A 25019-nucleotide genomic window follows, 5' to 3' on the forward strand; every position below is an offset into this window, starting at 1 on the left:
TCAGGGGGTGGGCAGATGAGGCGAACGGCAGGCGGTGTGGGTGCCGGTGCGGGTGCGATCGTGGGCGCCGTGGCCGTCGCGGCGCTGGTGAGCGCGTGCGGCGGCGCGGCTGACGACACGGCGACGTCGTCGAGCACCGAGTTGAGTGCGCGTCCGCCGTCGAGCACGAAGGTGCCACCCGTCGCGAAGGCCGACGTGGGGCTCAATACCGCGGCGCGCGACGGCAACTTCGAGTTCGTGGTGACCGGCGTGCAGACGACGGTGGATCAGGCCGGGGACAACGCGTTCATCGACACCAGGCCCAAGGGCCAGTACGCGATCGTGGCGATGACCGTGACGAACGTCGGCACGACGGCGCAGCCGTTCAGCCCGTTCGCGCAGCGACTGGTCGACACCCGCGGCAGCGAGTACGAGAACAACACGCGCGCCCAGATCGCCATCGGCGGCGCCGACGTCGCCGCGTGGAACAGCGTGGCCCCGGGGACCACGCTGTCGGCGCGCATCGTCTACGACATCCCGCTGGACGCGGTGCCCGCCAGCATCGAGCTGCACGACTCGATGATGTCGGCGGGCGTGACGGTGTCGCTGCGCCCCTGACCAACGGCTGATTGCCAGCCACTTCACAGGCTGGTGCACTTTCATGGGCAGGGTGTCTGATCTCGATCGTCGCAGCCTGCTGTCACTGACCGGACTCGGCCTGCTGGCCGCCGCGGTACCGCTGGGGGCGGCCGCGCCGCAGGCCGCCGCCGCACCGTCGCCGCCGGCAGCACCGCCCGCCGGACGGAAGTACCTGTTCGTCGACGAGTTCGACGGCCCGGCCGGGTCCGCCCCGGACCCGTCGAAGTGGCTGGTGGCCAAGGCGCGCGAGTCCATGCAGGACCCGACGTTCTGGGAGCTGCCGGAGAACGTCGGCCAGTACCGCAACGACCGCCGCAACGTCTACGTCGACGGCAACTCCAACCTGGTGTTCCACGCCGCCAAGGACGGGTCGACGTATTACAGCGGCAAGGTGTTCAGCACGTTCTACGGCGGCATCGGCCACACGTGGGAAGCGCGGATCAAGCTCAACTGCCTCACCCCCGGCGCGTGGCCCGCCTGGTACCTGTCCAACGACAACCCCGTCAACGGGGGCGAGGTGGACATCATGGAGTGGTACGGCAACGGCAGCTGGGCACCGGGGACGGCGGTGCACGCCAAGCTCAACGGCGGTGAACACGTCAGCCAGACCATCTCCGTCGACAGCGCCTGGCACACGTGGCGCGTGACGTGGGACGACGCGGGCATGCGGTTCTGGAAGGACTATGCCGACGGCGCGCAGCCCTACTTCACGGTGCCGGCGAACTCGCTGCCGGACTGGCAGTTCAACGATCCCGGGTTCACGCTGTCGCCGGTGCTGGACCTCGCGGTGGCGGGCTCCGGCGGCGGCGATCCGCGCGGCGGCACCTACCCGGCGGACATGCTGATCGACTGGGTGCGCGTCTGGTAGTACCCCTCGGGTGCGCCTCTTGCGCGCCCACTCCCCCGATTACTAGGATTTCCTAGTATTCGGGCGGAAGGGGCTCCACGTGACCACTCAGATCACGCACTACATCGACGGTCAGCGCACGGCGGGATCGTCCCAGCGCACCGCGGACGTGTTCAATCCCAGCACCGGCGAGGTGCAGGCCCAGGTGGTCCTGGGCTCGCGCGCCGACGTCGACGCCGCCGTCGCCGTGGCCGTCGAGGCCCAGCGCGAGTGGGCGGCGTGGAACCCGCAGCGGCGCGCGCGGGTCATGATGAAGTTCGTCGACCTGGTCAACACCCACAAGAACGAACTCGCCGAACTGCTGAGCCTCGAGCACGGCAAGACGTTCGAGGACTCCCTGGGCGACATCCAGCGCGGCGTCGAGGTCATCGAGTTCGCGATCGGCATCCCCCACCTGCTCAAGGGTGAGTACACCGAGGGCGCGGGCACCGGCATCGACGTCTACTCGCTGCGCCAGCCGCTGGGCGTCGTCGCCGGCATCACGCCGTTCAACTTCCCCGCCATGATCCCGCTGTGGAAGGCCGGCCCCGCCCTGGCGTGCGGCAACGCGTTCATCCTCAAGCCCTCCGAGCGCGACCCCTCGGTGCCGGTGCGGCTGGCCGAGATCTTCGCCGAGGCGGGCCTGCCCAAGGGCGTCTTCCAGGTGGTCCAGGGCGACAAGGAGGCCGTCGACGCCATCCTGGAGCACCCCGAGATTCAGGCCGTCGGCTTCGTGGGCAGCTCCGACATCGCGCAGTACATCTACTCCACCGCCGCCGCGCACGGCAAGCGTTCGCAGTGCTTCGGCGGCGCGAAGAACCACATGATCATCATGCCCGACGCCGACCTCGATCAGGCCGTCGACGCGTTGATCGGCGCGGGGTACGGCAGCGCGGGTGAGCGCTGCATGGCCATCAGCGTCGCGGTACCCGTCGGCGAGGAGACGGCAAACCGGTTGCGCGCCAGGCTCGCCGAGCGCGTGTCCGAGCTGCGCGTCGGCCACAGCCTGGACCCCAAGGCCATCTACGGCCCGCTGGTCACCAAGGCCGCACTCGAACGGGTGCGCTCCTACGTCGACGCCGGGGTCGAGGCCGGTGCCGAGATCGTCGTCGACGGCCGCGAACGGGGCGCCGACGACCTGCAATTCGGCGACGCCAACCTCGAGGGCGGCTACTTCATCGGCCCCACGCTGTTCGACCACGTCACCACCGACATGTCGATCTACACCGACGAGATCTTCGGCCCGGTGCTGTGCATCGTCCGTGCGGCCGACTACGACGAGGCCCTCAGCCTGCCCACGAAGCACGAGTACGGCAACGGCGTGGCCATCTTCACCCGCGACGGCGACGCCGCCCGCGACTTCGTGGCCAACGTGCAGGTGGGCATGGTCGGGGTGAACGTACCGATCCCGGTTCCCGTGGCCTACCACACCTTCGGCGGCTGGAAGCGCTCCGGTTTCGGCGACCTCAACCAACACGGCCCGGCGTCCATCCAGTTCTACACCAAGGTCAAGACCGTGACGTCGCGCTGGCCGTCGGGCATCAAGGATGGGGCCGAGTTCTCCATCCCCACGATGAAGTAGGGCGCGTGCACCTCTACGATCTGGACGACGACGACCGCGTCATCGTCGAGGCCGCCACGGAGTTCGCCGCCAAGCGCATGGCCCCCCACGCCCTGGAATGGGATGCGGCCCAGCACTTTCCGACCGACGTGCTGCGCGAGGCCGCCGAGATGGGAATGGCCGCCATCTACTGCCGCGACGACGTGGGCGGCAGCGGGTTGCGGCGCCTGGACGGCGTGCGCATCTTCGAGGCGCTGTCATACGCCGACCCCGCCGTCGCGGCGTTCCTGTCGATCCACAACATGTGCACGTGGATGGTCGACTCGTTCGGCACGCCCGAGCAGCGCAAGACCCTGGTGCCCCGGCTCGCGACGATGGAGCTGATCGCCAGCTACTGCCTCACCGAACCCGGGGCCGGATCCGACGCAGGTGCGTTGCGCACCAAGGCCGTTCGCGACGGCGACAGCTGGGTACTCGATGGCGTCAAGCAGTTCATCTCCGGCGCCGGCGCCTCCGACGTGTACCTGGTGATGGCCCGTACCGGTGACCCGGAACGTGCCCCGGGACCGCGCGGCATCTCGGCCTTCGTCGTCGAGAAGGACGCCGCCGGGCTGAGTTTCGGCCCCAGTGAGCACAAGATGGGCTGGCACGCCCAGCCCACCGCGCAGGTGATCCTCGAGGGCGTGCGCGTCCCCGTCGACGCCATGCTGGGCGGCGCCGACGGCGAGGGCGCGGGCTTCGGCATCGCGATGCAGGGCCTCAACGGCGGCCGCCTCAACATCGCGGCGTGCTCGCTGGGCGGCGCGCAGGGCGCCTACGACAAGGCCGTGGGCTACGTGCGCGACCGCGAGGCCTTCGGCGGCACCCTGCTGGACGAGCCGACCATCCGGTTCACGCTCGCCGACATGGCCACCTCGCTGGAGACGTCACGAAACCTGTTGTGGCGCGCGGCAACCGCCCTCGACACCGATCATCCCGACAAGGTGGAACTGTGCGCCATGGCCAAGCGCTACGTCACCGACTCCTGCTACACGGTGGCCGATCAAGCGCTGCAACTGCACGGCGGGTACGGCTACCTCGACGAGTACGGCGTGGAGAAGATCGTGCGCGACCTCCGGGTGCACCGCATCCTCGAGGGCACCAACGAGATCATGCGCGTGGTGATCGGCCGAGCAGCCGCGGGCAGAGCCCGCGCGTCCTAGAGAAGGAGCAGCACCAGTGACGACGATCGCATTCCTGGGCCTGGGCAACATGGGCGGGCCGATGGCCGCGAACCTGGCCGCCGCCGGCCACGACGTGCGCGCCTTCGACCCGGTTCCTACGCTGCGCGAGGCCGCAGCGGCCAAGGGCGCCACCGCATTCGCCTCGGTCGGCGAGGCGGTCACCGGGGCCGACGTCGTCGTCACCTCGCTGCCCAACGGCCAGATCGTCGCGGCCGTGTACGCCGAGGCGCTGCCCGCGGCCGCGCCCGGCACGCTGTTCGTCGACACCTCGACCATCTCGGTCGACGACGCCCGCGCGATTCACGCCGACGCCGTCGCCGCGGGCTGTCAGCAGCTCGACGCCCCGGTCTCCGGTGGCATCAAGGGCGCTGCGGCGGGCACGCTGGCGTTCATGGTCGGCGGCGAGGACGAGGCGGTGGAGCGCGCCCGGCCCGTGCTGGAACCCATGGCGGGCAAGATCATCCACTGCGGGGCGTCGGGCGCGGGCCAGGCCGCCAAGCTGTGCAACAACATGGTGCTGGCCGTGCAGCAGATCGCGATCGGCGAGGCATTCGTGCTCGCCGAGAAGCTCGGGCTGTCCGCGCAGTCGCTGTTCGACGTCATCACCGGCGCGACCGGCAACTGCTGGGCGGTGCACACCAATTGCCCGGTGCCCGGACCGGTTCCGACGTCGCCGGCCAACAACGACTTCACGCCGGGATTCGCCACCGCCCTCATGAACAAGGATCTGGGGCTCGCGATGGCCGCGGTGTCGTCCACCGGGTCGGCGGCCCCGCTGGGCACGCACGCCGCCGAGATCTACGCCGAGTTCAACGAGGAGCACGGCGGGTTGGACTTCAGCGCCGTCATCGAGAAGCTGCGCGCGCAGTCCTAACGGCGCGCCCACCACCGGCGGTGCAGCCGCTCGCAGTCGGCGACCAGCAGCCCGTCGTAACCGGCCCGCACCTCGACGGCACCGACGTAGTCGGTGGCCGGTGCGGAGGTGACGACCAGCGTCGCGACCTTCGCGGCGCGCGCGGCGTGCAGACCGCGCCGCGTGCTGGTGAAGGCCAGCGCGCTCTCCGGCCCCAGGCCCAGCTCCCACAGCGCGTGCCCGTGCAGGTCCGGTTCACGGCCCGGCCGCTCCAGGTCGTCGGGCGTGACGACGGTGTCGGCGATGCCGTCGCCGACCAGCTGCCGGACCAGCGGCTCGACCCGCCCGCGGGCGCCCCGGCTCACCACCGCGATCGGGATGGCCGCGAAGTACAGGCTGTTCACCAGGTCGTCGAGACCCGAAGGGGCCGTCGCGTCGTCGACCGCCGTGTCGTCGAGGTCGAGCAGCACCGCCCCCAGCGGCTCGGTGGCGGCGTGCGCGGGCCGTCCGGCTTCCCACCAGAAGCCGCGCTGCGCTGGTTCACCGGACATGACATCAGAGTGGCCCACGTCACACGGCGGGAAACTCCCCCATCTGGGGGATTCGACAGGGCACCCGGGTGGTGAACTTCCTGAGCCAACCCGGGCGCCGACCCTATGGTGAACACATGCAGCCGGTGCGGTTGGTGCTGGTGGACGACCACGAGATGGTCATCGAGGGGCTCAAGGCCATGCTGGCGTCGTTCGACGACCGGGTGACGGTGGTGGGTCAGGCCATCGGCGCGGAGAACGCGCGGCAGGTGGTCACCGACCTCGACCCCGACATCGTGCTGTGCGACGTCCGCATGCAGGGCGCCAGCGGACTGGACCTGTGCGCCGCGCTGCGGGAACGCGAACCCGACCGCAAGGTCGTGATGCTGAGCGTCTACGACGACGAGCAGTACCTCTTCCAGGCACTGCGCGTCGGCGCGGCCGGCTACCTGCTCAAGAGCATCGGCAGCGAGGAACTGGTGCGGCAGCTCGAGCTGGTCCGCCGCGGCGAGACCGCGATCGACCCCGGCATGGCCGCGCGCGCCGTCGACACCGCCGCGCGACTGCAGCGCGACGAGTTCTGGCCCGGGGCCCGCCACGGCCTGACCCAGCGGGAGAGCGAGATCCTGTCCTGCGTGGTCAACGGGCTGTCCAACAAGGGCATCGCCACCCGCTTGGTCATCGGCGACGAGACGGTCAAGACACACCTGCGGTCGATCTACCGCAAGCTGGGCGTCAACGATCGCACCGGCGCCGTCGCCACCGCCCTGCGGGAAGGCATCTTCCAGTGAACGTGGGCGCGCGGGTCCTCGCCGCCGACCGCGAGCTGGCGCTGCTGCGCGAGCTGATCCAGGCCGCCTCCAGCGGCCCCGGCGTCGAACCCCTCGCCGCGGCGGCCGCGCGCATGATCACCGCCGCCACCGGCACCGACGTCTGCTTCGTGCACGTCCTGGACGACACCGAACGGTCCCTGACGCTGACCGGCGCGACGCCGCCGTTCGACAGCCAGGCGGGCAAGATCCGGCTGCCGCTGGGCCAGGGCGTCTCGGGCTGGGTGGCCAGCCACCGCGAGCCCGTCGTGATCATCGCCGACAAGGAGTCCGACCCGCGCTACCGGCCCTTCGAGTCGCTGCGCGGGTCCGACTTCACGTCGATGGTGTCGGTGCCCATGGAGACCGACCCCGGCGGCCTGGTGGGCGTGCTCAACGTGCACACCGTCGCCCGCCGCGAGTTCACCGCGCGCGACGTGGAGTTGCTGCTGGTCATCGGCAGGCTCATCGCAGGGGCCATGCACCAGGCACGGTTGCACCGCCAGCTGGTGGCCCGCGAGCGGGTGCACGAGAACTTCGTCGAACAGGTCATCGAGGCCCAGGAGATGGAACGCCGCCGCCTGGCCGGCGACATCCACGACGGCATCAGCCAGCGCCTGGTGACGCTGTCCTACCGGCTCGACGCGGCCGAGCGCGCGCTGAGCCGCGGCGCCACCGGGGCGGCGACGGCCGCCGAGCAGCTCACCCTGGCCAGGGAACTCGTCGCGCTGACCCTCGGCGAGGCCCGGGCGGCCATCAGCGGTCTGCGCCCCCCGGTACTCGACGACCTGGGCCTGGCCGGCGGGTTGGCCAGCCTGGCGCGGTCCATCCCGCAGGTCGCCGTCGACGTCGACCTCGCCGAGACCCGGCTGCCCGACCACATCGAGCTGGCGCTGTACCGCATCGCCCAGGAGTGCCTGCAGAACGTCGTCAAGCACGCACACGCCAGCCGCGCCCGGCTGGTGTTCACGGTGACCCCCGGTGAGCGGGTGCGGCTGGAGATCGCCGACGACGGCGTCGGCTTCGACATGCTGGAGAATCCGCTCGGTTCCGACGAGATGGGCGGCTACGGGCTGCTGTCGATGTCCGAGCGGGCCGAGATCGTGGGCGGCACCCTGAACATCCGGTCCCGACCGGGCGCGGGCACCACGGTGACGGCGACGATTCCGCTGCCGGGTTCTGCCTAGAAGTCGCCCGCGTGGTGGCGGAGCGACTCGATGGCCGCGGCCAGCGTGCGCGATTGGTCGTCGGACATGCCGATGTCGGCGAACACCTCGGCGTTCAGCGTCGCCGTCGCGTCCTCGACCGTCGCGCGTCCCAGTTCGGTGATCCGCACCAGCGTGGTGCGGCCGTCGGTGGGGTGCGGCAGCCGTTCCACCAGCCCGTCGGCCTCCAGCCGCCGGATGGCGTGGGTGACGCTGGTGACGTGCACCTGCAGCCGGTCCGACGCCTTGGTGATGGGCAGGGCCCCGCTGCGGGTGAACGCCAGCAGCCGCAGCAGCTCGAACCGGGAGAAGCTCAGATCGTAGGGTCGCAGCGCGGTCTCCACGCGGGCCAGCAGGATCTGGTGCGCCCGCATCACCGACGTCACCGCCACCATGCCGTCGGCGACGTCACCCCAGCCCGCCCGCTCCCAGTTCGCCCGCGCCAGCGCGATGGGATCCGGGTGATCGTCCGGGGCGTGGTTGGGCACGCTCCTTCATACCGCACGCCTCACTGCCGATGCTCCAGCAGCACCTGCCCGGTATCGGCCGAGACCAACTGCACCGCGGCGATGTCGTCGACCGCCATCGGGGTGTTGCCACTGGGCAGCGCCGTCGCACCGGACAGGCCGAGCCACGTCGCGATCTGGGTCCGGCTGCCGTCGCGCCCGACGACGACCATCCCGAGATTGCCGGGGGGCGGTGCCTCGCCGCCGGACCAGCTGCCGTAACTGCACGCCATGTCGACCCGCGTGCCCCAGCCGAACTGGCTGAGGGCGACCGAGGCGGCGAACGGGGTGTCGACGAGCTTGGTCATCGTCGTGCTCGGCGCCGCCGTCGCCGGCGCGCGGTCGTCGGGGTTCACCAGCAGCACCACCCCCACCGCCAGGACCGCGGCGGCGACCGCGACGGCGGCGACCGTGGCCGACGTCACCAGCCGGGATCGGCGCCGCCGCCGGCGTACCCGCTCCAGCACGGTGCGCCGCACCTCGGGGCGCGGCGGCGGTTCGGCGGCGGCCGCGCCAACGGTGCCGAGGTCGCGGACGTCGTCCGGGCCGAGCCGGGACAGTAGGCCGGGCATCCCGCCGATGTCGCACACCGCGGCGCGGCAGCGTGCGCACCCCTCGAGGTGGGCCTCGTACTCTCGGCGCTCGGCGCCCGACAGCGCCCCCAACACGTAGGCGGCATCCCACGTGGCGAACCGGTCCTCGTCCAGCGGGCCAGGTGTCGGGCCGTTCACCTGATCACCGAAGCGGGTCACCGTGTCACCCCCATCTCCTGCAGGTTCAGTCGGAGCGCGCGCACCGCATAGTGCAGCCTGGACTTGACCGTGCCCTCGGCGATGCGCAGGTCCGACGCGATCTGGGCCACGCTGTGCCCCTGGTAGTAGGCGCGCGTGATCACCGCGCGGTGGTCCTCGGAGAGCTGCCCGAGCGCCTCGGCGATGAGTATCCGGTCGAGCGCGAACTCGACGGCGTCCGGGCCGGGCCGGTCGACCACCTCGGCGACGTCGGCGGTCCCCGCCTCGTGCCGGCGCCGCGCGCTGCGGTGCTCGTCGATCACCATGTTGCGGGCCACCGTGAACAGCCAGGCCCGCACGGGGCGCTCGGTGTCCTCGGCGACCTCGGGATGCGTCCACGCCCGCAGCAGCGTCTCCTGCACGACGTCCTCGGCGCGGGCGGCGTCGCCGGTGAGACGCAGCGCGAACCGCCACAGCGCGGCGGCGTGCTCGTCGTAGAGCACCCGCATCATCGCGGCCTCGGGATCGTCCGACTTCATCTTCGCGTCACCCTCCACCAGGGACACGTGGTAGCGGCCCGGTGGGTTCAGCGTGCGCGTCAGGCAGGCAGCGTGAGGATGCGCGGCCCGTCGTCGGTGGCCGCGACGGTGTGCTCCCAGTGTGCGGCGCGCGACCCGTCGGTGGTGACCACGGTCCAGTCGTCGTCGAGCACGGCGGTGCGCGTGGTGCCCAGGGTCAACATGGGCTCGATCGCGAGCACCGACCCGGCGACGAGGTAGGGGCCGCGGCCCGGGGCGCCCTCGTTGGGCAGGAAGGGATCCATGTGCATCTCGCGGCCGATGCCGTGCCCGCCGTAGCCGGACACGATGCCGTAGCTGCGGCCGTGCCGTTGCTCGGCGGCGCGGGTGCCCTGCTCGATGGCATGGGAGACGTCGGTGAGCCGGTTGCCCGGGATCATGGCCGCGATCCCGGCCTCCATCGACGTCCGGGTGGCCTCCGACAGCGCCTCGTCGGCGGCGATCAGGGGGCCGACGCCGAAGGTGACCGCGGAGTCGCCGTGCCAGCCGTCGAGGATCGCACCGCAGTCGATGGACACCAGGTCACCCGCGGCCAGGATCTCGTCCTCGGAGGGGATGCCGTGCACCACGCGGTCGTTGACCGAGCTGCAGATGCTGGCCGGATAGTCGTGGTAGCCGAGGAACGACGGCACGCCGCCACCGTCGCGGATGACGGTCTCGGCGATGCGGTCCAGATCGCCGGTGCTGGCGCCGGGCACCGCGGCGGCGCGGACCGCGGCGAGCGCCGCGGCCACCAGCGCGCCGGCCGCCGCCATGGCGTCCAGTTCGGCGGGGGTGCGATGTGCGACGACCTTGCGCCCCCGCAGTCCGGGCAGGCCGATCACGTCAGCGTCCGAGTGCCCGCAGGGCCCTGGCGAAGACCTCGTCGAGGGTGCCGACGGCGTCGACGGTCTTCAGTTCGTCGGCGTAGTAGTCCAGCAGCGGCGCGGTCTCGTCGCGGTAGACCTTCATGCGGTTGAGGATCACGTCGTCGGTGTCGTCGGCGCGGCCGCGGCTCTTCAGCCGGGTCAGCAGCTCGTCCTCGGACACCCGGAACTCCAGCACCGCGTCCAGCGCCAGGTTGCGCTTGGCCAGCATCTCCTTGAGCGCCTCGGCCTGCTCCACCGAGCGGGGGTAGCCGTCGAGGATGAAGCCCTCGGCGGCGTCGGCGGCGTCGAGGCGGTCGTCGACCAGCGCGTTGGTCAGCGTGGCGGGGACCAGGTCACCGGCGTCGAGGTACTTCTTGGCCTCGAGGCCCAGCTCGGTCTCGTTGCTGATGTTGTGGCGGAACAGGTCGCCGGTGGACACGTGCGGGATGCCCAGCTTCTCGGCCAGCTTCTCGGCCTGCGTGCCCTTGCCCGCGCCGGGCGGTCCCAGCAAAACGATTCTCACCTGAGGAACCCTTCGTAGTTGCGCTGCATGAGCTGGCTTTCGATCTGCTTCACGGTGTCGAGGCCGACGCCGATCATGATGAGCACCGCGGTGCCGCCGAACGGCAGGTTCTGCACGGCCCCGTTGTTGCCCATCTCGAGGAACAGGTTCGGCAACACGGCGATGACACCCAGGTAGATCGAGCCCGGCAGCGTGATGCGCGACAGCACGTAGCGCAGGTAGTCCGCGGTGGGCCTGCCAGGACGGATGCCGGGGATGAAGCCGCCGAACTTCTTCATCTCGTCGGCGCGTTCGTCGGGGTTGAACGTGATCGACACGTAGAAGTACGTGAAGAACACGATGAGCCCGAAGTAGATCGCGATGTAGACCGGGCTGGCCGGATTGGTCAGGTAGTTGGCGACGAACTGGTCCCACCAGCCGTTGCCGGGGTTGCTGCTGCCGCTGCGGATCAGCTGCGTGATCAGCTGCGGCACGTAGATCAGCGACGACGCGAAGATGACGGGGATGACGCCGGCCTGGTTGACCTTCAGCGGCAGGTAGGTCGACGTGCCGCCGTACATCTTGCGGCCCACCATGCGCTTGGCGTACTGGACCGGGATGCGGCGTTGGCCCTGCTCGACGAAGACGACGCCGACGATGATGACCAGGGCGGCGATGCAGACCAGGGTGAACACGACGCCGCCGCGGCCCTCGAGGATCGTCTGGCCCTCGGCCGGGATGCGGGCCGCGATGCCCGCGAAGATCAGCAGCGACATGCCGTTGCCGATGCCACGCTCGGTGACCAGCTCGCCCATCCACATGACCAGCGACGCGCCTGCGGTGAGCACCAGCACGATGACGATCAGGGTGAAGATCGACGAGTCCTGGATGATGTCCAGGCTGCAGCCCTGCAGCAGGCCGCCGTTGGCGGCCAGGGCCACGATCGAGGTGGCCTGCAGGATCGCCAGCGCCACCGCGAGGTAGCGGGTGTACTGCGTCATCTTGGCCTGGCCGGACTGGCCTTCCTTGCGCAGCTGCTCGAACCGCGGGATCACCACCGTGAGCAGCTGCACGATGATGCTGGCCGTGATGTAGGGCATGACGCCGACCGCGAACACCGACAGCTGCAGCAGCGCGCCGCCGGAGAACAGGTTGATCAGCGAGTAGATCTGCGCCGAGTCACCGCCGCTGACCTGCTCGATGCACTTCTGCACGTTGGGGTAGTTCACGCCTGGGGACGGCAGCGTGGCGCCGGCCCGATAGAGGATGACTATGCCCAGAGTGAAGAGGATCTTGCGTCTGAGATCGGCCGTCCGCAACGACGAGATGAAAGCCGAGAGCACTCTTCCTCCTGCGCAGCCGAGTACGAGTCGCGGCGTGCAAATGGGGCTGGACAGACCAGCGCTGGGGTTACGTCGTGTGCGATCGAGGCGTTGGCTCGCGGGTGTGCCCGCTGCCTGCGACGTCGCGTGTCAAACAGTCTACGAGAGTAACAGTAGGCCCCCCGCTGCCCCGCATCCGTCGGCGGCCGGGCCCCTGCCAGTTTCGAGGCGTACAGTCGGGACCGGTTATTAAGCCAGCTAACCAATCTCCCCGAAGGAGCCTCGGTGGCGCGCACCTCGAACGACAGTTGGGACCTCGGCTCGAGCGTCGGAGCCACCGCGACCATGGTCGCGGCGGCCCGGGCCATCGCCTCACGCGCACCGGATCCGCTGATCGACGATCCCTGGGCCGAGCCGCTCGTCCGCGCGGTCGGCGTCGACTTCTTCACGAAGCTGATCGACGGCACGATCGCCCCCGCCCCCGCCGACGCCGACGGCATGGGCGTGGCGGCTGCCATGACCGACCACATGGCCGTCCGCACGCGGTTCTTCGACGACTTCTTCCTCGACGCCGGGACGCCGCAGGCCGTCATCCTGGCCTCGGGACTGGATGCGCGCGCCTACCGGCTCCCCTGGCCCGCAGGCACCCGCGTCTTCGAACTCGACCAGCCGGCGGTGATCGAGGCGAAGACCGCGACCATGGCCCGGTTGGGGGCGCAACCCACGTGCGACCTCCGCACGGTGGCCGTGGACCTGCGCGAGGACTGGCCTGCGGCCCTGCGCGCGGCGGGCTTCGACCCGACGGTGGCGACGGCGTGGAGCGCCGAGGGACTGCTGATCTACCTGCCGCCGGAGGCCCAGGACCGGCTGTTCGACGACGTCACGGCACTCTCGGCGCCGGGAAGCGCACTGGCCACCGAATACCACCCCGACGGCGGTGCCGGCCTCGCCGCCAGGAGCGCCGCGCTCGGTGGCGCGTGGTCGGAGCACGGGTTCGACCTGAAGTTCGGTGACCTGGTGTACCCCGGCGAGCGGGCCGCCGTCGACGACTACCTGGCGGCCGCGGGGTGGCAGGTGCAGGCGCGCACCCGCCCGGAGGTCTTCGCCCACTACGGCCGCACCTACGACGTCCCCGACGCCCTGTCCCCCATGCGGCAGTCGCTGTCGATCGTCGCGACCCTGCCGATCTCGACACCCACCACGACCTAGGAGCACGACGATGACCGACATCCGCCACGAGAACGACACCTGGGACCTGGCGTCCAGCGTCGGTGCCACGGCCACGGCCGTCGCGGCCATGCGTGCCATGGCGTCCCAGGGCCCCGACGCCCTGCTGCACGACCCGTGGGCCGCACCGCTGGTCCGCACCGTCGGCGTCGAGCCGTTCGTCACGCTCGTCGACGGCGGCCTGCTCGCCGAGCAGGCCGCCGACCCGGTGTTCGACCCGCAAGCCATGCGCGAGCAGATCGCCGTCCGCACGCGGTTCTTCGACGACGTGTTCCTCAACGCCGCACGCGACGGCATCCGGCAGGCGGTGATCCTGGCCTCGGGTCTGGACACCCGCGCCTACCGGCTGCCGTGGCCCGACGGCACCAGCGTGTTCGAGATCGACCAGCCGGCGGTGATCGAGTTCAAGTCCCGCACCCTGGCCGAGCTGGGCGCCCGGCCCAGCGCCCAGCGGCACGCCGTCGCGATCGACCTGCGCGACGACTGGCCCGCCGCGCTGCGGACCGCCGGCTTCGACGCGACCGCGCCGACGGCGTGGATCGCCGAGGGTCTGCTGGTGTATCTGCCACCCGAGGCCCAGGATCGCCTGTTCGACGCGATCACCGCGCTGTCGGCGCCTGGCAGCCGGCTGGCCACCGAGCACATGGACCTCGACGCGCTGCCCGCCGACTGGGCCGATCAGCTCAGCGAGCGCACCCGCCACCTGGGGTCCACGATCGATCTGGCGGGACTGTTCTACCTGGGCGAGCGGGCGAGTGCGCGGGACTACCTCGCAGGGCACGGCTGGGAGGTGGCGGTGCGCACCACCGACGAGGCCTACGCGGCCAACGGCTTCACCCTGCCCGCCGACGACCTGTTGTCACTGGGCAACGGCTCTGGTTATCTGACCGCGACGCGGCACTGACGGAACCGGCGAGGAGACGCGACATGGCACGTAGCGACGGTGACAGCTGGGACCTGGCCTCGAGCGTGGGTGCGACCGCGACCATGGTGGCCGCGCAGCGGGCGCTCGCCCATCGCGAGCACTTGATCGACGACCCGTTCGCCGACCCGCTGGTGCGCGCCGTCGGCGTCGAGTTCTTCACCAAGGTGCTCGACGGCGAGATCGACTTCACCGACGTCGACCCGGCGTTCACGGTGCGCCGGGCCGCCGAGGGCATGGCGGTGCGCACCCGGTGGTTCGACCAGATGTTCCTCGATGCCGCGGAATCGGGCGTGCGGCAGGCGGTGATCCTGGCGGCCGGACTGGACGCCCGGGGGTTCCGGCTGCCGTGGCCTGCGGGCACCACGGTCTTCGAGGTCGACCAACCCGAGGTGATCGAGTTCAAGACCGCCACGCTCGCGGCCCAGGGCGCCACGCCCACCGCCACCCACGTCACGGTGGGCGTCGACCTGCGCGAGGACTGGCCGAAGGCTCTGCGGGACAGCGGGTTCGATCCGTCACGGCCGACGGCGTGGAGCGCCGAGGGACTGCTGATCTACCTGCCCGCGGAGGCGCAGGACCGGCTGTTCGACGAGATCACCGCACTGTCGGCGCCGGGCAGTCGGCTGGCCACCGAACGCGTGGCGGACGTCGCGGCGTTCACCGACGGGGAGCGTCAACGCACGCTCCGGGAGCGGATGAAGCAGCTGGGTTCCGACATCGAGATCGGTGACCTGGTGTATGCCGGCGAGCGCAATCACGTGTCCGAGTACTTGCGGGCCAAGGGCTGGGCGGTGACCGACGTGCCGGCACGCGAGGCGCACGAGGCGCAGGGCTTCACGCTGCCCGACGGCGAGATGGGCGCCGAGTTCGGCCAGATCAGCTACGTCAGCGCGCGGCTGGATTAGTCCTGCGCGGCGCGCTGCTGCGCCTCGATGAGGTCGATCAGCAGTCGCCGCAGTTCGGGTTCCTGGTCGCCGATCGCCGCGATCAGCGCGGGATCGGTGCGCTCGCGGTCCAGCAGCTCGGCGTAGACGCGCTGCCCCTTGGCGGTGCTGGTCACCGACTTGCGCCGTTCGTCGCGGGCGTCGACGGTGCGGTCGACGTAGCCGAGGCGTTCGAGCCGCTCGACGGTGCGGCTGGCGGTCTGGTCGGTGACGCGGCAGGCCTTGGCGATCTCGCGCTGGGTCGCCGGGCCCTTCGCCACCACGTGCAGGACCACCAGGCCGGCGCTGGACAGCTCGTACTCGCGCAGCACGTGCTCCCATGATTGTTCGACCAGCCGGGCCGCCATGGACAGCAGCCGGCCGGTGGGCCAGCCACTGGACCAGCCGCTAGACCAGCGACTGGACAACTGCCCTGGACCGTCCATCGTTGGCATCGTTCCTTACGTCACACGTCACTTGCATTGTTCAGCAGGCTGAGCAATATTGGGACTCATGTCATCCGAAGCCCCCATCGCACCACGATCCCGGCAGGTCGTCGCTCTGATCGTCTCGCTGGTCGCCGTGGCGGTCGTCGCCGCGCTCGGCGGCCTGGCGTCGGTGAACGCGGCATCCGACTACGGCAAGCTCGCGCAACCGTCGTGGGCTCCGCCCCCGGACGTGTTCGGCCCGGTGTGGACCGTCCTCTACGTCCTGATGGCGGTGGCCGCCTACCTGGTCTGGCGCACCGACCCGCGCCCCGGCAACCCGGCCATCGTCGCCTACGTCGTGCAGCTGGTGCTCAACCTGCTGTGGTCCCCGCTGTTCTTCGGCCTGGGCTGGCGCGGCCTGGCACTGGTCGACATCGTCGCCCTCGACATCGCCGTGCTGGCGACCGTCGCGCTGTTCTGGAGGCGTCACCGCGTCGCCGCCGCACTGCTGGTGCCGTACCTGGCATGGGTGCTGTTCGCGACGGCGCTCAACTACTCGGTGTGGTCACTCAACGCCTGAGCCGGCACGTCAGAGCCGGACGTCGCCCAGCCAGACCGCGTTGACCCCGGACAGCGACTGCCGCACCGAGTCGACGGCGACGGTGAGCGAGCGGCCCAACAAGGCGCCGACGGCGTCGGGCAGCGTGGCCGCGGCCGGCTGCGACGACGGCTTGGGCCGCAGGAGGTCGCGCACCGAGGATCCCGGCAGGTGCGTCACCTTGACGTCGGCACCGGGGTCCAACCCGGCGAGCACCTTGGCCCGCTCGATCGCCGTGCGCAGGCCGCCGAGTTCGTCGACCAGACCCCGCTCGGCCGCATCGGCCCCGGTCCACACCCGGCCCCGCGCCACCGCGTCGACCTCGGCGACGGACAGACCGCGCCCCAGCGCCACCCGCTGTACGAAGTCGGTGTAGAACAGCTCGGTCTCGGCCTCCAGATGCGCGCGCTGCTCGGCGGTGAACGGGGCGTTCGGCGACCACGCGTCGGCGTTGTCGTTGGTACGCACCCCGTCGGAGGCGATGCCGAGTTTGTCCTTCAGCTCCCGGGCCACGAACTTCCCGGCGAGCACGCCGATGGACCCGGTGATGGTGCCCGGGTTGGCGACGATGGCGTCGGCGGCCATCGACACGTAGTAGCCGCCGGACGCCGCCACCGCTCCCATCGAGGCCACCACCGGCTTGCCCGCCGTGCGCAGCCGGTCGACCTCGCGCCACACGGTCTCCGAACCGTTCACCGAACCGCCGGGACTGTCGACGCGCAGCACCACCGCGGCCACCGCGTCGTCGGCGCCGGCCTGGCGCAGCGCGGCGGCGATGGTGTCGCCGCCCGCGCTCGAACTGCCCAGCGGCGACAGTTGCGGACCTCCCCGACCGCTGACGATGGGACCGTGCAGGGTCACGACCGCGATGGTCGGTTTACTCGTCACACCCGGCATGGGCGGAGCGACGGACCGCTTGGCGCGGGCGTAGCGCGACAGGAACAGCCGCGGCGGACCGTCGGGGCCGTCGGCGTCAGCGGTGGCCGGCGCGCCGCCCGCGAGTTCGGCGATGCGGGCGAACGCCTCGTCGCGGAAGCCGATGCGGTCCACCAGCCGGGAGGCGACGGCGTCGTCGCGCAGCAGCGGCGCGCGGTTGGCCAGCCCGTCGAGTTCGTCGGGGTCGACGTGCCGCGCCTCGGCCACCGCGGCGAGCACCTGCGCGTGCAGGCTCTCCACGAGCCGCGTGTCCGCCTCGCGGTGGGCCTCGGTGTAGCCGTCCTGGGTGAACAGGTTGGCCGCCGACTTGTACTCGCCGCGGGCCACGAACTCCGCCTGCACGCCGGCCTTGTCGAGGGCGCCCCGCAGGAACAGCGCATTGGTGGCGAAGCCCACCAGGGCGACGGTGCCCGACGGTTGCATCCACACCTCGCGGAACGCCGAGGCCAGGTAGTACGACATGGTCCCGGGATAGGTCTCGGCCCACGCCAGCGACGGCTTGCGGTCGCTGAACGCGACGACGGCCTCGCGCAGCTCCTGCACCGGGCCCGCCGCGGCGGCGGGCAACTGCACGCGCGCGATCAGGCCGGCGACGCGGTCGTCGGCGGCGGCCTGGTGCAGGGCCTCCACGACCTCGCGCAGCACCATCGGTCGGCCGCCGGAGAGCAGGGCGACGGGGTCGAAACCCGCGGTCTCGTTGGGCACCGCCGAGACGTCGAGTTCGAGTACGCAGCCGTCGGGGATGCCGCGGTGCCGGGCGGTGTCGACCTTGCGGGCGATCGTGCGGAGTTCGTCGACACCGGGAATCCCGGACAGCAGGCTGACCATGCCTCGAGGGTACCGACGACGCGATCCCGGTCCCCTTCGCGAACAGACGCAAAATCCCCCGAACCTCGAGGGGTTCGGGGGACTTTGCGTCTGTTCGCGAGGGTTATGCCTCGGTGGCGGAGCCGCCGGCGGCCGTGATGGCCTCGCGGGCCGAGCCGCTGAACTTGTGGGCGGTGACGTCGACCTTGACGGACAGCTTGCCGTCGCCGAGCACCTTCACCAACACGTTCTTGCGGACCAGGCCCTTGGCGACCAGGTCGTCGATGCCGACCGAGCCGCCCTGCGGGAACGCCTTGCCGAGGTCGCCGACGTTGACGACGGCGTACTCGGTGCGGAACCGGTTGCGGAAGCCCTTGAGCTTGGGCAGGCGCATGTGGATCGGCATCTGGCCACCCTCGAAGCGCACGGGGACGTTCTTGCGGGCCCCGGTGCCCTTCGTACCGCGACCAGCGGTCTTGCCCTTGGAGCCCTCACCACGACCCAGGCGGGTCTTGGCGGTCTTCGAGCCCGGGGCGGGCTTCAGATCGTGCAGCTTGATGACGCTCACTTGGTGGCCTCCTCAACCGCTTCAACTTCGACGAGGTGATGCACGGTCTTGATCAGACCGCGCGTCTGCGCGTTGTCCTCGCGGACCACGGACTGGCGGATCTTCCGCAGTCCGAGGCTGCGCAGGCTCTCGCGCTGCTTCCAGCGAGCACCGACGGTGCCGCGCACCTGGGTGATCTTGAGTTCGGCCATGACTATGCGCTTCCTTCACGTGCCGCGGCGACCGCCACGGCCTCGGCCTCGCGGCGTGCCTTCAGCATGCCTGCGGGGGCGACGTCCTCGATGGGCAGGCCGCGACGGGCCGCCACTTCCTCGGGCCGCTGGATCTGCTTCAGCGCGGCAACGGTGGCGTGCACCACGTTGATCGCGTTGTCGCTGCCCAGCGACTTCGCCAGGATGTCGTGCACGCCGGCGCATTCCAGCACCGCGCGGCACGCGCCACCGGCGATCACACCGGTACCGGGGCTGGCCGGACGCAGCATCACGACGCCCGCGGCAGCCTCACCCTGCACCGGGTGGACGATGGTGCCGCCGATGAGCGGCACGCGGAAGAAGCCCTTGCGAGCCTCCTCGACGCCCTTGGCGATGGCGGCCGGAACTTCCTTGGCCTTGCCGTAGCCGACGCCGACCATGCCCTTGCCGTCGCCGACGATCACCAGCGCGGTGAAGCTGAAGCGCCGACCGCCCTTGACGACCTTGGAGACGCGGTTGATGGTGACGACCCGCTCCAGGTAGTTGCTCTTGTCGCCACCGTTGTCGCGACCTCCGCGGCCACCCCGGTCGTCACGGCGACCCCGGCCGTCGCGGTCGCCACGCTGACCTCGGCTGTCCGACGCGCCGCCGGCACCAGTTGCCTGCTCGGCCATCATGCAGTCCTTCCAGTCTTCTTCGTCATTAGAACTTCAGCCCGCTTTCCCGAGCGGCGTCGGCGAGCGCAGCGATCCGGCCACCGTAGGTGTAGCCGCCGCGATCGAACACGACCGTCTCGACGCCGGCGGCCTTGGCGCGCTCGGCGATCAGCTGGCCGACCCGGACGCTCTGGGCCTTCTTGTCGCCCTCGACCGCACGCACGTCGGCTTCGATCGACGAGGCAGCGGCGATGGTGACGCCCTGCGAGTCGTCGATGAGCTGCACGTGGATGTGGCGTGCGGAGCGGTTGACCATGAGGCGGGGTGCCTCGGCGGTGCCGGCGACCTTCTTGCGCAGCCGCGCGTGCCGACGGATGCGAGCCGTGCGGCGGGTCTCGGAGATGTTCTGCCCCACGGGCTTGCGCTTCGCGGGCGCTTCGGCAGTCTTCGTGTTGGCCATGAGTTACTTACCCGTCTTTCCGACCTTGCGACGGATCTGCTCACCCTCGTAGCGCACGCCCTTGCCCTTGTAGGGGTCGGGGCGGCGCAGGCGGCGGATGTTCGCCGAGATCTGACCGACCTTCTGCTTGTCGATACCGCTGATCGAGAACTTGGTGGGCGTCTCCACCGCGAACGTGATGCCCTCGGGGGCCGTGATCACCACGGGGTGGCTGTAGCCCAGCGCGAACTCCAGGTTGGAGCCCTTGAGCTGCACGCGGTAACCGACACCGAAGATCTCCATCTTCGTGGTGTAGCCCTCGGTGACACCGGTGATCAGGTTGGCCACCAGCGTGCGCGACAGACCGTGCAGCGAGCGGTTCTCCCGCTCGTCGTTCGGACGCGTCACCACGATGGCGCCGTCGTCGCCGCGGCTGACCGAGATCGGCTCGGCGACGTTGAGTTCGAGGGTGCCCTTGGGGCCCTTCACCGACACGTTCTGGCCGGTGATCGTGACGTCGACCCCGTTGGGAACCGGGACCGGCTGCTTTCCAATGCGCGACATGTGTGTTCTCCCCCGCTACCAGACGTAGGCGAGGACTTCGCCGCCCACGCCTTGACGGGCTGCCTGGCGGTCGGTGAGCAGGCCGGACGACGTGGAGATGATCGCCACGCCGAGGCCACCCAGCACCCGCGGCAGATTGGTGGACTTCGCGTACACCCGCAGACCGGGCTTGGAAACCCGGCGCAGGCCCGCGATGCTTCGTTCACGGCTCGGGCCGTACTTCAGGTTGACGACCAGCGACTTGCCGACCCGAGCATCCTCGGTGCGGTAGTCGGTGATGTAGCCCTCGTTCTTCAGGATCTCGGCGATGTTCGCCTTGATCTTGCTGTGAGGCAACGTCACCTCATCGTGGTACGCCGAATTGGCGTTGCGCAGACGCGTCAAGAAGTCTGCGATCGGGTCAGTCATCGTCATGACAACCGGCTCACCTTCCTCGCGGCGGTTCCCCGGGACCTACGGTCCAAGGGGCCTGCCACAAAACTGTTCTAAGTGGTCTGTGGAATACGACGCCCGCGGCTCTGCGCGCGGACGCTCTGACGCTGCTGGCTTACCAGCTGGACTTCTGGACGCCGGGCAGCTCGCCGGCATGGGCCATCTCCCGCAGGCAGATTCGGCACAGGCCGAACTTGCGGAACACGGCGTGCGGACGGCCGCACTTGTTGCAGCGCGTGTATGCGCGGACCTTGAACTTGGGCTTCTTGTTGGCCTTGTTGACCAGAGCCTTCTTTGCCATGCTCAGTTCTCCTTGAACGGGAAGCCGAGCGCACGCAGCAGGGCACGGCCTTCGTCGTCGGTCGTCGCCGAGGTGACGACGGTGATGTCCATGCCGCGGGGGCGGTCGATCTTGTCCACGTCGATCTCGTGGAACACCGACTGCTCGTTGAGGCCGAAGGTGTAGTTGCCACTGCCGTCGAACTGCTTGGGCGACAGGCCGCGGAAGTCGCGGATGCGGGGCAGCGAGATCGACACCAGGCGGTCGAGGAACTCCCACATGCGGTCGTTGCGCAGCGTGACGCGGGCGCCGATGGGCATGCCCTCGCGCAGCTTGAACTGGGCGATGGACTTGCGGGCCTTGCGGATCTCCGGCTTCTGGCCGGTGATCAGCGCGAGGTCGCTGACCGCGCCGTTGATCAGCTTCGCGTCACGGGCGGCGTCACCGACACCCATGTTGACGATGACCTTGACGACGCCCGGGATCTGCATGACGTTGTCGTACTTGAACTCGGCGTTCAGCGCGTCCTTGATCTCGTCGCGGTAGCGCTGCTTCAGCCGGGGCTGAACCTTCTCTGCGGTGGTCATGTCAGATGTCCTTGCCGTTGCGCTTCGACACGCGGACCTTCTTGCCGGTCTCTGCGTCGACGCGGTAGCCGATGCGGGTCGGGTTGCCGTCGGAGTCGACCACCATCACGTTGCTCACGTGGATGGGGGCTTCCTGCGTGACGATGCCGCCCGAGGACGCGCCACGCTCGTTCTGCGACACGGCGGTGTGCTTCTTGATCCGGTTGACACCCTCGACGAGAACCTTCTCGCGGTCGGGGTAGGCCTGCAGGACCTTGCCCTTGGCGCCCTTGTCCTTGCCCGCGGTCACCAGCACGGTGTCGCCCTTGTGCACCTTCATTTACAGCACCTCCGGGGCCAGCGAGACGATCTTCATGAAGCGCTTCTCACGCAGCTCGCGGCCGACCGGGCCGAAGATGCGGGTGCCACGCGGATCGTTGTCGGCCTTGATGATCACGGCCGCGTTCTCGTCGAACTTGATGTAGCTGCCATCGGCGCGGCGACGCTCCTTCACGGTGCGCACCACCACGGCCTTGACGACGTCGCCGCGCTTGACGTTGCCGCCGGGGATGGCGTCCTTCACCGTCGCCACGATGACATCGCCGATGCCGGCATAGCGCCGCGACGAGCCGCCGAGCACGCGGATGCACAAGATCTCCTTGGCACCCGTGTTGTCGGCGACCTTGAGCCGCGATTCCTGCTGAATCACTCGATCTCCTCGATTACTTGCACGTACACGGCACGGCGAGCAGCACGAGATAGCTCGACGTAACGCGGTCTTCGTCGCCGAAGGGCACGCAGGGCCGTCTAGACACACGACAGCCGAGGTCTGCCCAAGGCAACCCCCATATAGTAGGCGAGCCGGGGCGTCGAACCAAATCGTTCGACCCGGCCCTACCTGGTCAGTCCTTCGCGAACGCCGCGGCCAGCTCCCGCTCGACGTCGACGTAGGGGGTGCCGGAGACGTCGACCACCACCTTGGCGATGGTGCCCCCGGTGAACGGGTACGGCGCCGTGTAGTTGCTCGACACCGTCTGCCCCTCGTTGCGGCCCACGGCGAACCCGGCCCCGGAGATACCGAACGTGCCGGGCTGCGTGCGCACGCCGGAGCGCGTCGCGACGACGGTGTCGTCGACGTGTAGCGAGACGTCGCCGAGCGGCGTGTGGCTGTTCTCGACGGTTCCGGTCCGGATGTAGCTGACTCCGAGGACGTGCCGACCCAGCGGGATCGGGTCGGGCGCCGCGACCAGCTGCTCCTCCTCTCCGAGGAAGTTGTAGACGTACTGCAGACGCCCGTCCTGGACGAAGAGCACGTGACCCCCGTGCCCGGCACCGTGTTTGAACAGCACGCCCTCGGCGTTCGCGGCCGTGACGTCGACCTCGGTCATGATCGAGTACGACTGACCCTTCAGTTCGACGCACGCGCCGCTGCCGACCTCCGCCGCATCGGGGTAGTACGTGAAGCTCTGCCGTTCGCCGGCGAGGTAGGGGCGGAAGCGCGAGATCGTCTCCATGATGTTCAGGTCGGACAACGGCAGCCCGCCGTACTTCTCGGCCTCGACGAACCACAGCTTCTTGAGTTCCTCGAGCTTCTCGGGATGCTCGGCGGCCAGATCGTGGCATTGGCTGCGGTCGGATTCGATGTGGAACAGCTCCCAGCGGTCCTCGTCGAAGCTCGACCAGCCGGACGGCGTCGCGGCGTGCAGCGTGTTGGCGAACCAGCCGTCGTGCCAGATGCCCCTGGTGCCCAGCATCGTGTAGAACTGCGTCGTCTTGCCGGTGTCGGCGCCCGGATCATTCAGTGCCGCTGCGAAACTCACCCCGTCGAGCGGTTTCTGCCGGATGCCGGCGACCTCGTCGGGCGCGGTGATGCCCAGCAGGTCGTAGATCGTCGGGGTCACGTCGCAGACGTTGACGTAGTTGTCCCGCACTTCGCCGTGCGCCGTGATCCCCTCGGGCCAGCTGATGATCGCGGTATCGGCGATGCCGCCCTCGTGGGAGGCGTATCGCTTGAACAGCTTGTAGGGCGTGTTGAACGCCATCGCCCAGCCGATCGGGTAGTGGTTGAACGTCTTGGGGCCGCCGAGGTCGTCGAAGAAGCGCAGGCTCTCCTCGACGGTGTCGATGTAGCCGTTGAAGAACTTGCCCTCGTTGACCGAGCCGTTGGGCCCTCCTTCACCGCTCGCACCGTTGTCGGAGATCGCGACGATGATCGTGTTGTCGAGCTGACCGGATTCCTCGAGGTAGTCGAGGATGCGGCCGATCTGCGCGTCGGTGTAGCTCAGGAAGCCGGCGAACACCTCGGCCATCCGGCTGAACAGCCGCTTCTCGTCGTCGCTCAGCGAATCCCACGGTCGCACGGTGTCCTGGAACGGCCACGGCTCCCCGTGCGGTCCCACGACGTCGAGGTACGGGTTGACCGGCGACAACTCGGTGTCCGGGGGCACGATGCCGAGCTTCTTCTGGTTCTCCAGCACGATGTCGCGGTAGGCCTCGTAGCCCATGTCGAATCTGCCCGCATACTTGTCGGCCCACTCCTTGAAGACGTGATGCGGTGCGTGGCCCGCACCGGGGCACACGTAGGAGAACCACGGTTTGTCGGGCGCGATGACCTTCGCGTCGCGGATGAACTCGATGGTCTTGTCCGCCAGATCCTTCGACAGGTGGTAGCCGTCCTCGGGGGTGGCGGGCGGGGCGACGGGGTGGTTGTCGTACACCAGATCGGGATACCACTGGTCGGTTTCGCCGCCCATGAATCCGTAGAATCGCTCGAATCCTCGACTGAGCGGCCAATGCCGTTTGGTGGCAGCAAGATTCGACTCCTCAAGCGGTGTGAGGTGCCACTTGCCGATGCAGTAGGTGTTCCAGCCGCGCTCGGCGAGCACCTCCGACAGCAGCGCGGTGTCGGCGGGGATGCGGCCGTTGCAGTTCGGGAAGCCGTCGGTGAACTCCTCGATGGTGGCCATCCCGACCGTGGTGGCGTTGCGACCCGTGAGCAGTGAGGCCCGGGTCGGCGAGCACAGCGCCGTGGTGTGGAACTGCGTCAGCCGCACGCCGCGGTCGGCGATGCGGCGCATCGCGGGCATGTCCACCAGGCCGCCGAAGCAGTCCCACGTGGCGATGCCCGTGTCGTCCCACACCAGATAGAGCACGTTGGGCGAGCCGGCGGGCGCCGTGGGCGCGGCATAGGGTCCCCAGTCGGGCTCCGAGTCCCGGATGTCGAGCGCGATCTTGCCCTGGAATTCGGTCGCCATCTGGGTCCCTCGCTTCTGCACGGTCTGAACAGATGGCCCGCAGAGTACACCGG

General features: G+C 69.8%; 31 protein-coding genes. 11 read left to right on the plus strand and 20 right to left on the minus strand.

Features of this window, described 5'->3' with window-relative positions; genetic code table 11:
* Positions 1–15: 15 nt before the first annotated feature.
* From AC30CM_RS16805 to mmsB, 5 genes are all read left to right on the plus strand, one after another.
* The gene (locus AC30CM_RS16805) at positions 16–597 is read left to right on the plus strand and encodes a DUF4352 domain-containing protein (protein WP_490118037.1); all 582 of its coding nucleotides are present in this window, start codon (positions 16–18) and stop codon (positions 595–597) included.
* A gap of 52 nt (positions 598–649) precedes the next feature.
* Complete coding sequence (locus tag AC30CM_RS16810) at positions 650–1486, plus strand: glycoside hydrolase family 16 protein (RefSeq protein ID WP_490118038.1); 837 nt, start codon at positions 650–652, stop codon at positions 1484–1486.
* A 79-nt stretch (positions 1487–1565) separates the two neighbouring features.
* Complete coding sequence (locus tag AC30CM_RS16815) at positions 1566–3086, plus strand: CoA-acylating methylmalonate-semialdehyde dehydrogenase (protein WP_490118039.1); 1521 nt, start codon at positions 1566–1568, stop codon at positions 3084–3086.
* Between the two features lie 5 nt (positions 3087–3091).
* Positions 3092–4267: an acyl-CoA dehydrogenase family protein gene (locus AC30CM_RS16820; protein ID WP_490118040.1), complete on the plus strand. Its 1176-nt coding sequence runs from the start codon at positions 3092–3094 to the stop codon at positions 4265–4267.
* Positions 4268–4283: 16 nt separating this feature from the next.
* Positions 4284–5162, plus strand: coding sequence for a 3-hydroxyisobutyrate dehydrogenase (gene mmsB, locus AC30CM_RS16825; protein ID WP_490118041.1), 879 nt, complete (start codon positions 4284–4286; stop codon positions 5160–5162).
* Here mmsB and AC30CM_RS16830 read toward each other — a convergent pair.
* Positions 5159–5692, minus strand: a complete 534-nt coding sequence (locus AC30CM_RS16830; RefSeq protein ID WP_490118042.1) for an HAD hydrolase-like protein — start codon at positions 5690–5692, stop codon at positions 5159–5161. The two genes, mmsB and AC30CM_RS16830, sit on opposite strands and share 4 nt — an antisense overlap.
* 116 nt (positions 5693–5808) lie before the next feature.
* On the opposite strand from AC30CM_RS16830, the gene AC30CM_RS16835 reads away from it, so the two are divergent.
* Both AC30CM_RS16835 and AC30CM_RS16840 read left to right on the plus strand, forming a co-directional pair.
* The gene (locus tag AC30CM_RS16835; protein ID WP_490118043.1) at positions 5809–6462 is read left to right on the plus strand and encodes a response regulator; all 654 of its coding nucleotides are present in this window, start codon (positions 5809–5811) and stop codon (positions 6460–6462) included.
* Positions 6459–7667, plus strand: a complete 1209-nt coding sequence (locus tag AC30CM_RS16840; RefSeq protein ID WP_490118044.1) for a GAF domain-containing sensor histidine kinase — start codon at positions 6459–6461, stop codon at positions 7665–7667. The genes AC30CM_RS16835 and AC30CM_RS16840 overlap by 4 nt, the downstream gene beginning before the upstream one ends.
* Here the strand turns inward: AC30CM_RS16840 and AC30CM_RS16845 are convergent.
* The 6 genes from AC30CM_RS16845 to secY are packed head-to-tail and all read right to left on the minus strand — an operon-like array spanning position 7664 to position 12193.
* Positions 7664–8173 (minus strand): MarR family transcriptional regulator, encoded by a 510-nt coding sequence (locus tag AC30CM_RS16845; protein WP_490118045.1) that lies wholly within the window; start codon positions 8171–8173, stop codon positions 7664–7666. The genes AC30CM_RS16840 and AC30CM_RS16845 overlap by 4 nt on opposite strands.
* A 20-nt stretch (positions 8174–8193) precedes the next feature.
* Complete coding sequence (locus tag AC30CM_RS16850) at positions 8194–8943, minus strand: zf-HC2 domain-containing protein (RefSeq protein WP_490118046.1); 750 nt, start codon at positions 8941–8943, stop codon at positions 8194–8196.
* A complete protein-coding gene (locus AC30CM_RS16855; protein WP_490118047.1) occupies positions 8940–9461 on the minus strand; it encodes a sigma-70 family RNA polymerase sigma factor in 522 nt (173 codons plus the stop codon). The genes AC30CM_RS16850 and AC30CM_RS16855 overlap by 4 nt, the downstream gene beginning before the upstream one ends.
* Positions 9462–9520: 59 nt before the next feature.
* Positions 9521–10324 (minus strand): type I methionyl aminopeptidase, encoded by an 804-nt coding sequence (gene map / locus AC30CM_RS16860; protein ID WP_490118048.1) that lies wholly within the window; start codon positions 10322–10324, stop codon positions 9521–9523.
* Position 10325: 1 nt separating this feature from the next.
* Entirely contained in the window at positions 10326–10871 is a 546-nt protein-coding gene (locus AC30CM_RS16865; RefSeq protein WP_490118049.1) for an adenylate kinase, read from the minus strand.
* Positions 10868–12193, minus strand: coding sequence for a preprotein translocase subunit SecY (gene secY / locus AC30CM_RS16870; protein WP_490118050.1), 1326 nt, complete (start codon positions 12191–12193; stop codon positions 10868–10870). The genes AC30CM_RS16865 and secY overlap by 4 nt, the downstream gene beginning before the upstream one ends.
* 264 nt (positions 12194–12457) lie before the next feature.
* On the opposite strand from secY, the gene AC30CM_RS16875 reads away from it, so the two are divergent.
* Genes AC30CM_RS16875 through AC30CM_RS16885 form a run of 3 tightly spaced genes read left to right on the plus strand, consistent with a single transcriptional unit; the run spans position 12458 to position 15229 of the window.
* Entirely contained in the window at positions 12458–13381 is a 924-nt protein-coding gene (locus tag AC30CM_RS16875; protein ID WP_490118051.1) for an SAM-dependent methyltransferase, read from the plus strand.
* Positions 13382–13391: 10 nt separating this feature from the next.
* Positions 13392–14303, plus strand: a complete 912-nt coding sequence (locus tag AC30CM_RS16880; RefSeq protein ID WP_490118052.1) for a class I SAM-dependent methyltransferase — start codon at positions 13392–13394, stop codon at positions 14301–14303.
* Positions 14304–14326: 23 nt separating this feature from the next.
* The gene (locus AC30CM_RS16885) at positions 14327–15229 is read left to right on the plus strand and encodes a class I SAM-dependent methyltransferase (RefSeq protein WP_490118053.1); all 903 of its coding nucleotides are present in this window, start codon (positions 14327–14329) and stop codon (positions 15227–15229) included.
* Here AC30CM_RS16885 and AC30CM_RS16890 read toward each other — a convergent pair.
* Entirely contained in the window at positions 15226–15693 is a 468-nt protein-coding gene (locus AC30CM_RS16890) for a MarR family winged helix-turn-helix transcriptional regulator (protein WP_490118054.1), read from the minus strand. The genes AC30CM_RS16885 and AC30CM_RS16890 overlap by 4 nt on opposite strands.
* A 67-nt stretch (positions 15694–15760) precedes the next feature.
* Between AC30CM_RS16890 and AC30CM_RS16895 the strand changes: the two genes are divergently transcribed.
* Entirely contained in the window at positions 15761–16255 is a 495-nt protein-coding gene (locus AC30CM_RS16895) for a TspO/MBR family protein (protein ID WP_490118055.1), read from the plus strand.
* Positions 16256–16264: 9 nt separating this feature from the next.
* On the opposite strand, the gene sppA is transcribed toward AC30CM_RS16895, so the two are convergent.
* From sppA to AC30CM_RS16955, 12 genes are all read right to left on the minus strand, one after another.
* Complete coding sequence (sppA, locus tag AC30CM_RS16900) at positions 16265–18037, minus strand: signal peptide peptidase SppA (RefSeq protein ID WP_490118056.1); 1773 nt, start codon at positions 18035–18037, stop codon at positions 16265–16267.
* A gap of 103 nt (positions 18038–18140) precedes the next feature.
* Entirely contained in the window at positions 18141–18584 is a 444-nt protein-coding gene (gene rplO, locus AC30CM_RS16905; protein ID WP_490118057.1) for a 50S ribosomal protein L15, read from the minus strand.
* A complete protein-coding gene (gene rpmD / locus AC30CM_RS16910) occupies positions 18581–18775 on the minus strand; it encodes a 50S ribosomal protein L30 (protein ID WP_490118058.1) in 195 nt (64 codons plus the stop codon). Before rpmD ends, rplO begins: the two co-directional genes overlap by 4 nt.
* A 2-nt stretch (positions 18776–18777) precedes the next feature.
* Entirely contained in the window at positions 18778–19449 is a 672-nt protein-coding gene (gene rpsE / locus AC30CM_RS16915) for a 30S ribosomal protein S5 (RefSeq protein WP_490118059.1), read from the minus strand.
* 28 nt (positions 19450–19477) lie between these two features.
* The gene (gene rplR / locus AC30CM_RS16920; protein ID WP_490118060.1) at positions 19478–19891 is read right to left on the minus strand and encodes a 50S ribosomal protein L18; all 414 of its coding nucleotides are present in this window, start codon (positions 19889–19891) and stop codon (positions 19478–19480) included.
* A gap of 3 nt (positions 19892–19894) precedes the next feature.
* Complete coding sequence (rplF, locus tag AC30CM_RS16925; RefSeq protein WP_490118061.1) at positions 19895–20434, minus strand: 50S ribosomal protein L6; 540 nt, start codon at positions 20432–20434, stop codon at positions 19895–19897.
* A gap of 15 nt (positions 20435–20449) precedes the next feature.
* Entirely contained in the window at positions 20450–20848 is a 399-nt protein-coding gene (gene rpsH, locus AC30CM_RS16930; RefSeq protein ID WP_490118062.1) for a 30S ribosomal protein S8, read from the minus strand.
* Positions 20849–20981: 133 nt separating this feature from the next.
* A complete protein-coding gene (locus AC30CM_RS16935; protein WP_490118063.1) occupies positions 20982–21167 on the minus strand; it encodes a type Z 30S ribosomal protein S14 in 186 nt (61 codons plus the stop codon).
* Between the two features lie 2 nt (positions 21168–21169).
* The gene (gene rplE, locus AC30CM_RS16940) at positions 21170–21733 is read right to left on the minus strand and encodes a 50S ribosomal protein L5 (protein WP_490118064.1); all 564 of its coding nucleotides are present in this window, start codon (positions 21731–21733) and stop codon (positions 21170–21172) included.
* A 1-nt stretch (position 21734) separates the two neighbouring features.
* Positions 21735–22052, minus strand: a complete 318-nt coding sequence (gene rplX / locus AC30CM_RS16945) for a 50S ribosomal protein L24 (RefSeq protein WP_490118065.1) — start codon at positions 22050–22052, stop codon at positions 21735–21737.
* Positions 22053–22421 (minus strand): 50S ribosomal protein L14, encoded by a 369-nt coding sequence (gene rplN / locus AC30CM_RS16950; protein WP_003883432.1) that lies wholly within the window; start codon positions 22419–22421, stop codon positions 22053–22055. It abuts the gene before it with no gap.
* A gap of 193 nt (positions 22422–22614) precedes the next feature.
* Entirely contained in the window at positions 22615–24966 is a 2352-nt protein-coding gene (locus tag AC30CM_RS16955) for an arylsulfatase (protein ID WP_490118066.1), read from the minus strand.
* Positions 24967–25019 lie beyond the last annotated feature (53 nt).

The sequence above is a fragment of the Mycobacterium sp. DHQP2018-32-09 genome (assembly GCF_058148405.1).

What these genes read in the sequence shown, in the direction of transcription:
- AC30CM_RS16805 (WP_490118037.1), top strand. Translation starts at nt 16, where the DNA reads ATGAGGCGAACGGCAGGCGGTGTGGGTGCCGGTGCGGGTGCGATCGTG.
- AC30CM_RS16830 (WP_490118042.1), bottom strand. Translation starts at nt 5,692, where the DNA reads ATGTCCGGTGAACCAGCGCAGCGCGGCTTCTGGTGGGAAGCCGGACGG.
- AC30CM_RS16835 (WP_490118043.1), top strand. Translation starts at nt 5,809, where the DNA reads ATGCAGCCGGTGCGGTTGGTGCTGGTGGACGACCACGAGATGGTCATC.
- AC30CM_RS16855 (WP_490118047.1), bottom strand. Translation starts at nt 9,461, where the DNA reads ATGAAGTCGGACGATCCCGAGGCCGCGATGATGCGGGTGCTCTACGAC.
- AC30CM_RS16880 (WP_490118052.1), top strand. Translation starts at nt 13,392, where the DNA reads ATGACCGACATCCGCCACGAGAACGACACCTGGGACCTGGCGTCCAGC.
- AC30CM_RS16885 (WP_490118053.1), top strand. Translation starts at nt 14,327, where the DNA reads ATGGCACGTAGCGACGGTGACAGCTGGGACCTGGCCTCGAGCGTGGGT.
- AC30CM_RS16890 (WP_490118054.1), bottom strand. Translation starts at nt 15,693, where the DNA reads ATGGACGGTCCAGGGCAGTTGTCCAGTCGCTGGTCTAGCGGCTGGTCC.
- AC30CM_RS16895 (WP_490118055.1), top strand. Translation starts at nt 15,761, where the DNA reads ATGTCATCCGAAGCCCCCATCGCACCACGATCCCGGCAGGTCGTCGCT.
- sppA (WP_490118056.1), bottom strand. Translation starts at nt 18,037, where the DNA reads ATGGTCAGCCTGCTGTCCGGGATTCCCGGTGTCGACGAACTCCGCACG.
- rpmD (WP_490118058.1), bottom strand. Translation starts at nt 18,775, where the DNA reads ATGGCCGAACTCAAGATCACCCAGGTGCGCGGCACCGTCGGTGCTCGC.
- rpsE (WP_490118059.1), bottom strand. Translation starts at nt 19,449, where the DNA reads ATGGCCGAGCAGGCAACTGGTGCCGGCGGCGCGTCGGACAGCCGAGGT.
- rplR (WP_490118060.1), bottom strand. Translation starts at nt 19,891, where the DNA reads ATGGCCAACACGAAGACTGCCGAAGCGCCCGCGAAGCGCAAGCCCGTG.
- rplF (WP_490118061.1), bottom strand. Translation starts at nt 20,434, where the DNA reads ATGTCGCGCATTGGAAAGCAGCCGGTCCCGGTTCCCAACGGGGTCGAC.
- rpsH (WP_490118062.1), bottom strand. Translation starts at nt 20,848, where the DNA reads ATGACGATGACTGACCCGATCGCAGACTTCTTGACGCGTCTGCGCAAC.
- AC30CM_RS16935 (WP_490118063.1), bottom strand. Translation starts at nt 21,167, where the DNA reads ATGGCAAAGAAGGCTCTGGTCAACAAGGCCAACAAGAAGCCCAAGTTC.
- rplE (WP_490118064.1), bottom strand. Translation starts at nt 21,733, where the DNA reads ATGACCACCGCAGAGAAGGTTCAGCCCCGGCTGAAGCAGCGCTACCGC.
- rplX (WP_490118065.1), bottom strand. Translation starts at nt 22,052, where the DNA reads ATGAAGGTGCACAAGGGCGACACCGTGCTGGTGACCGCGGGCAAGGAC.
- AC30CM_RS16955 (WP_490118066.1), bottom strand. Translation starts at nt 24,966, where the DNA reads ATGGCGACCGAATTCCAGGGCAAGATCGCGCTCGACATCCGGGACTCG.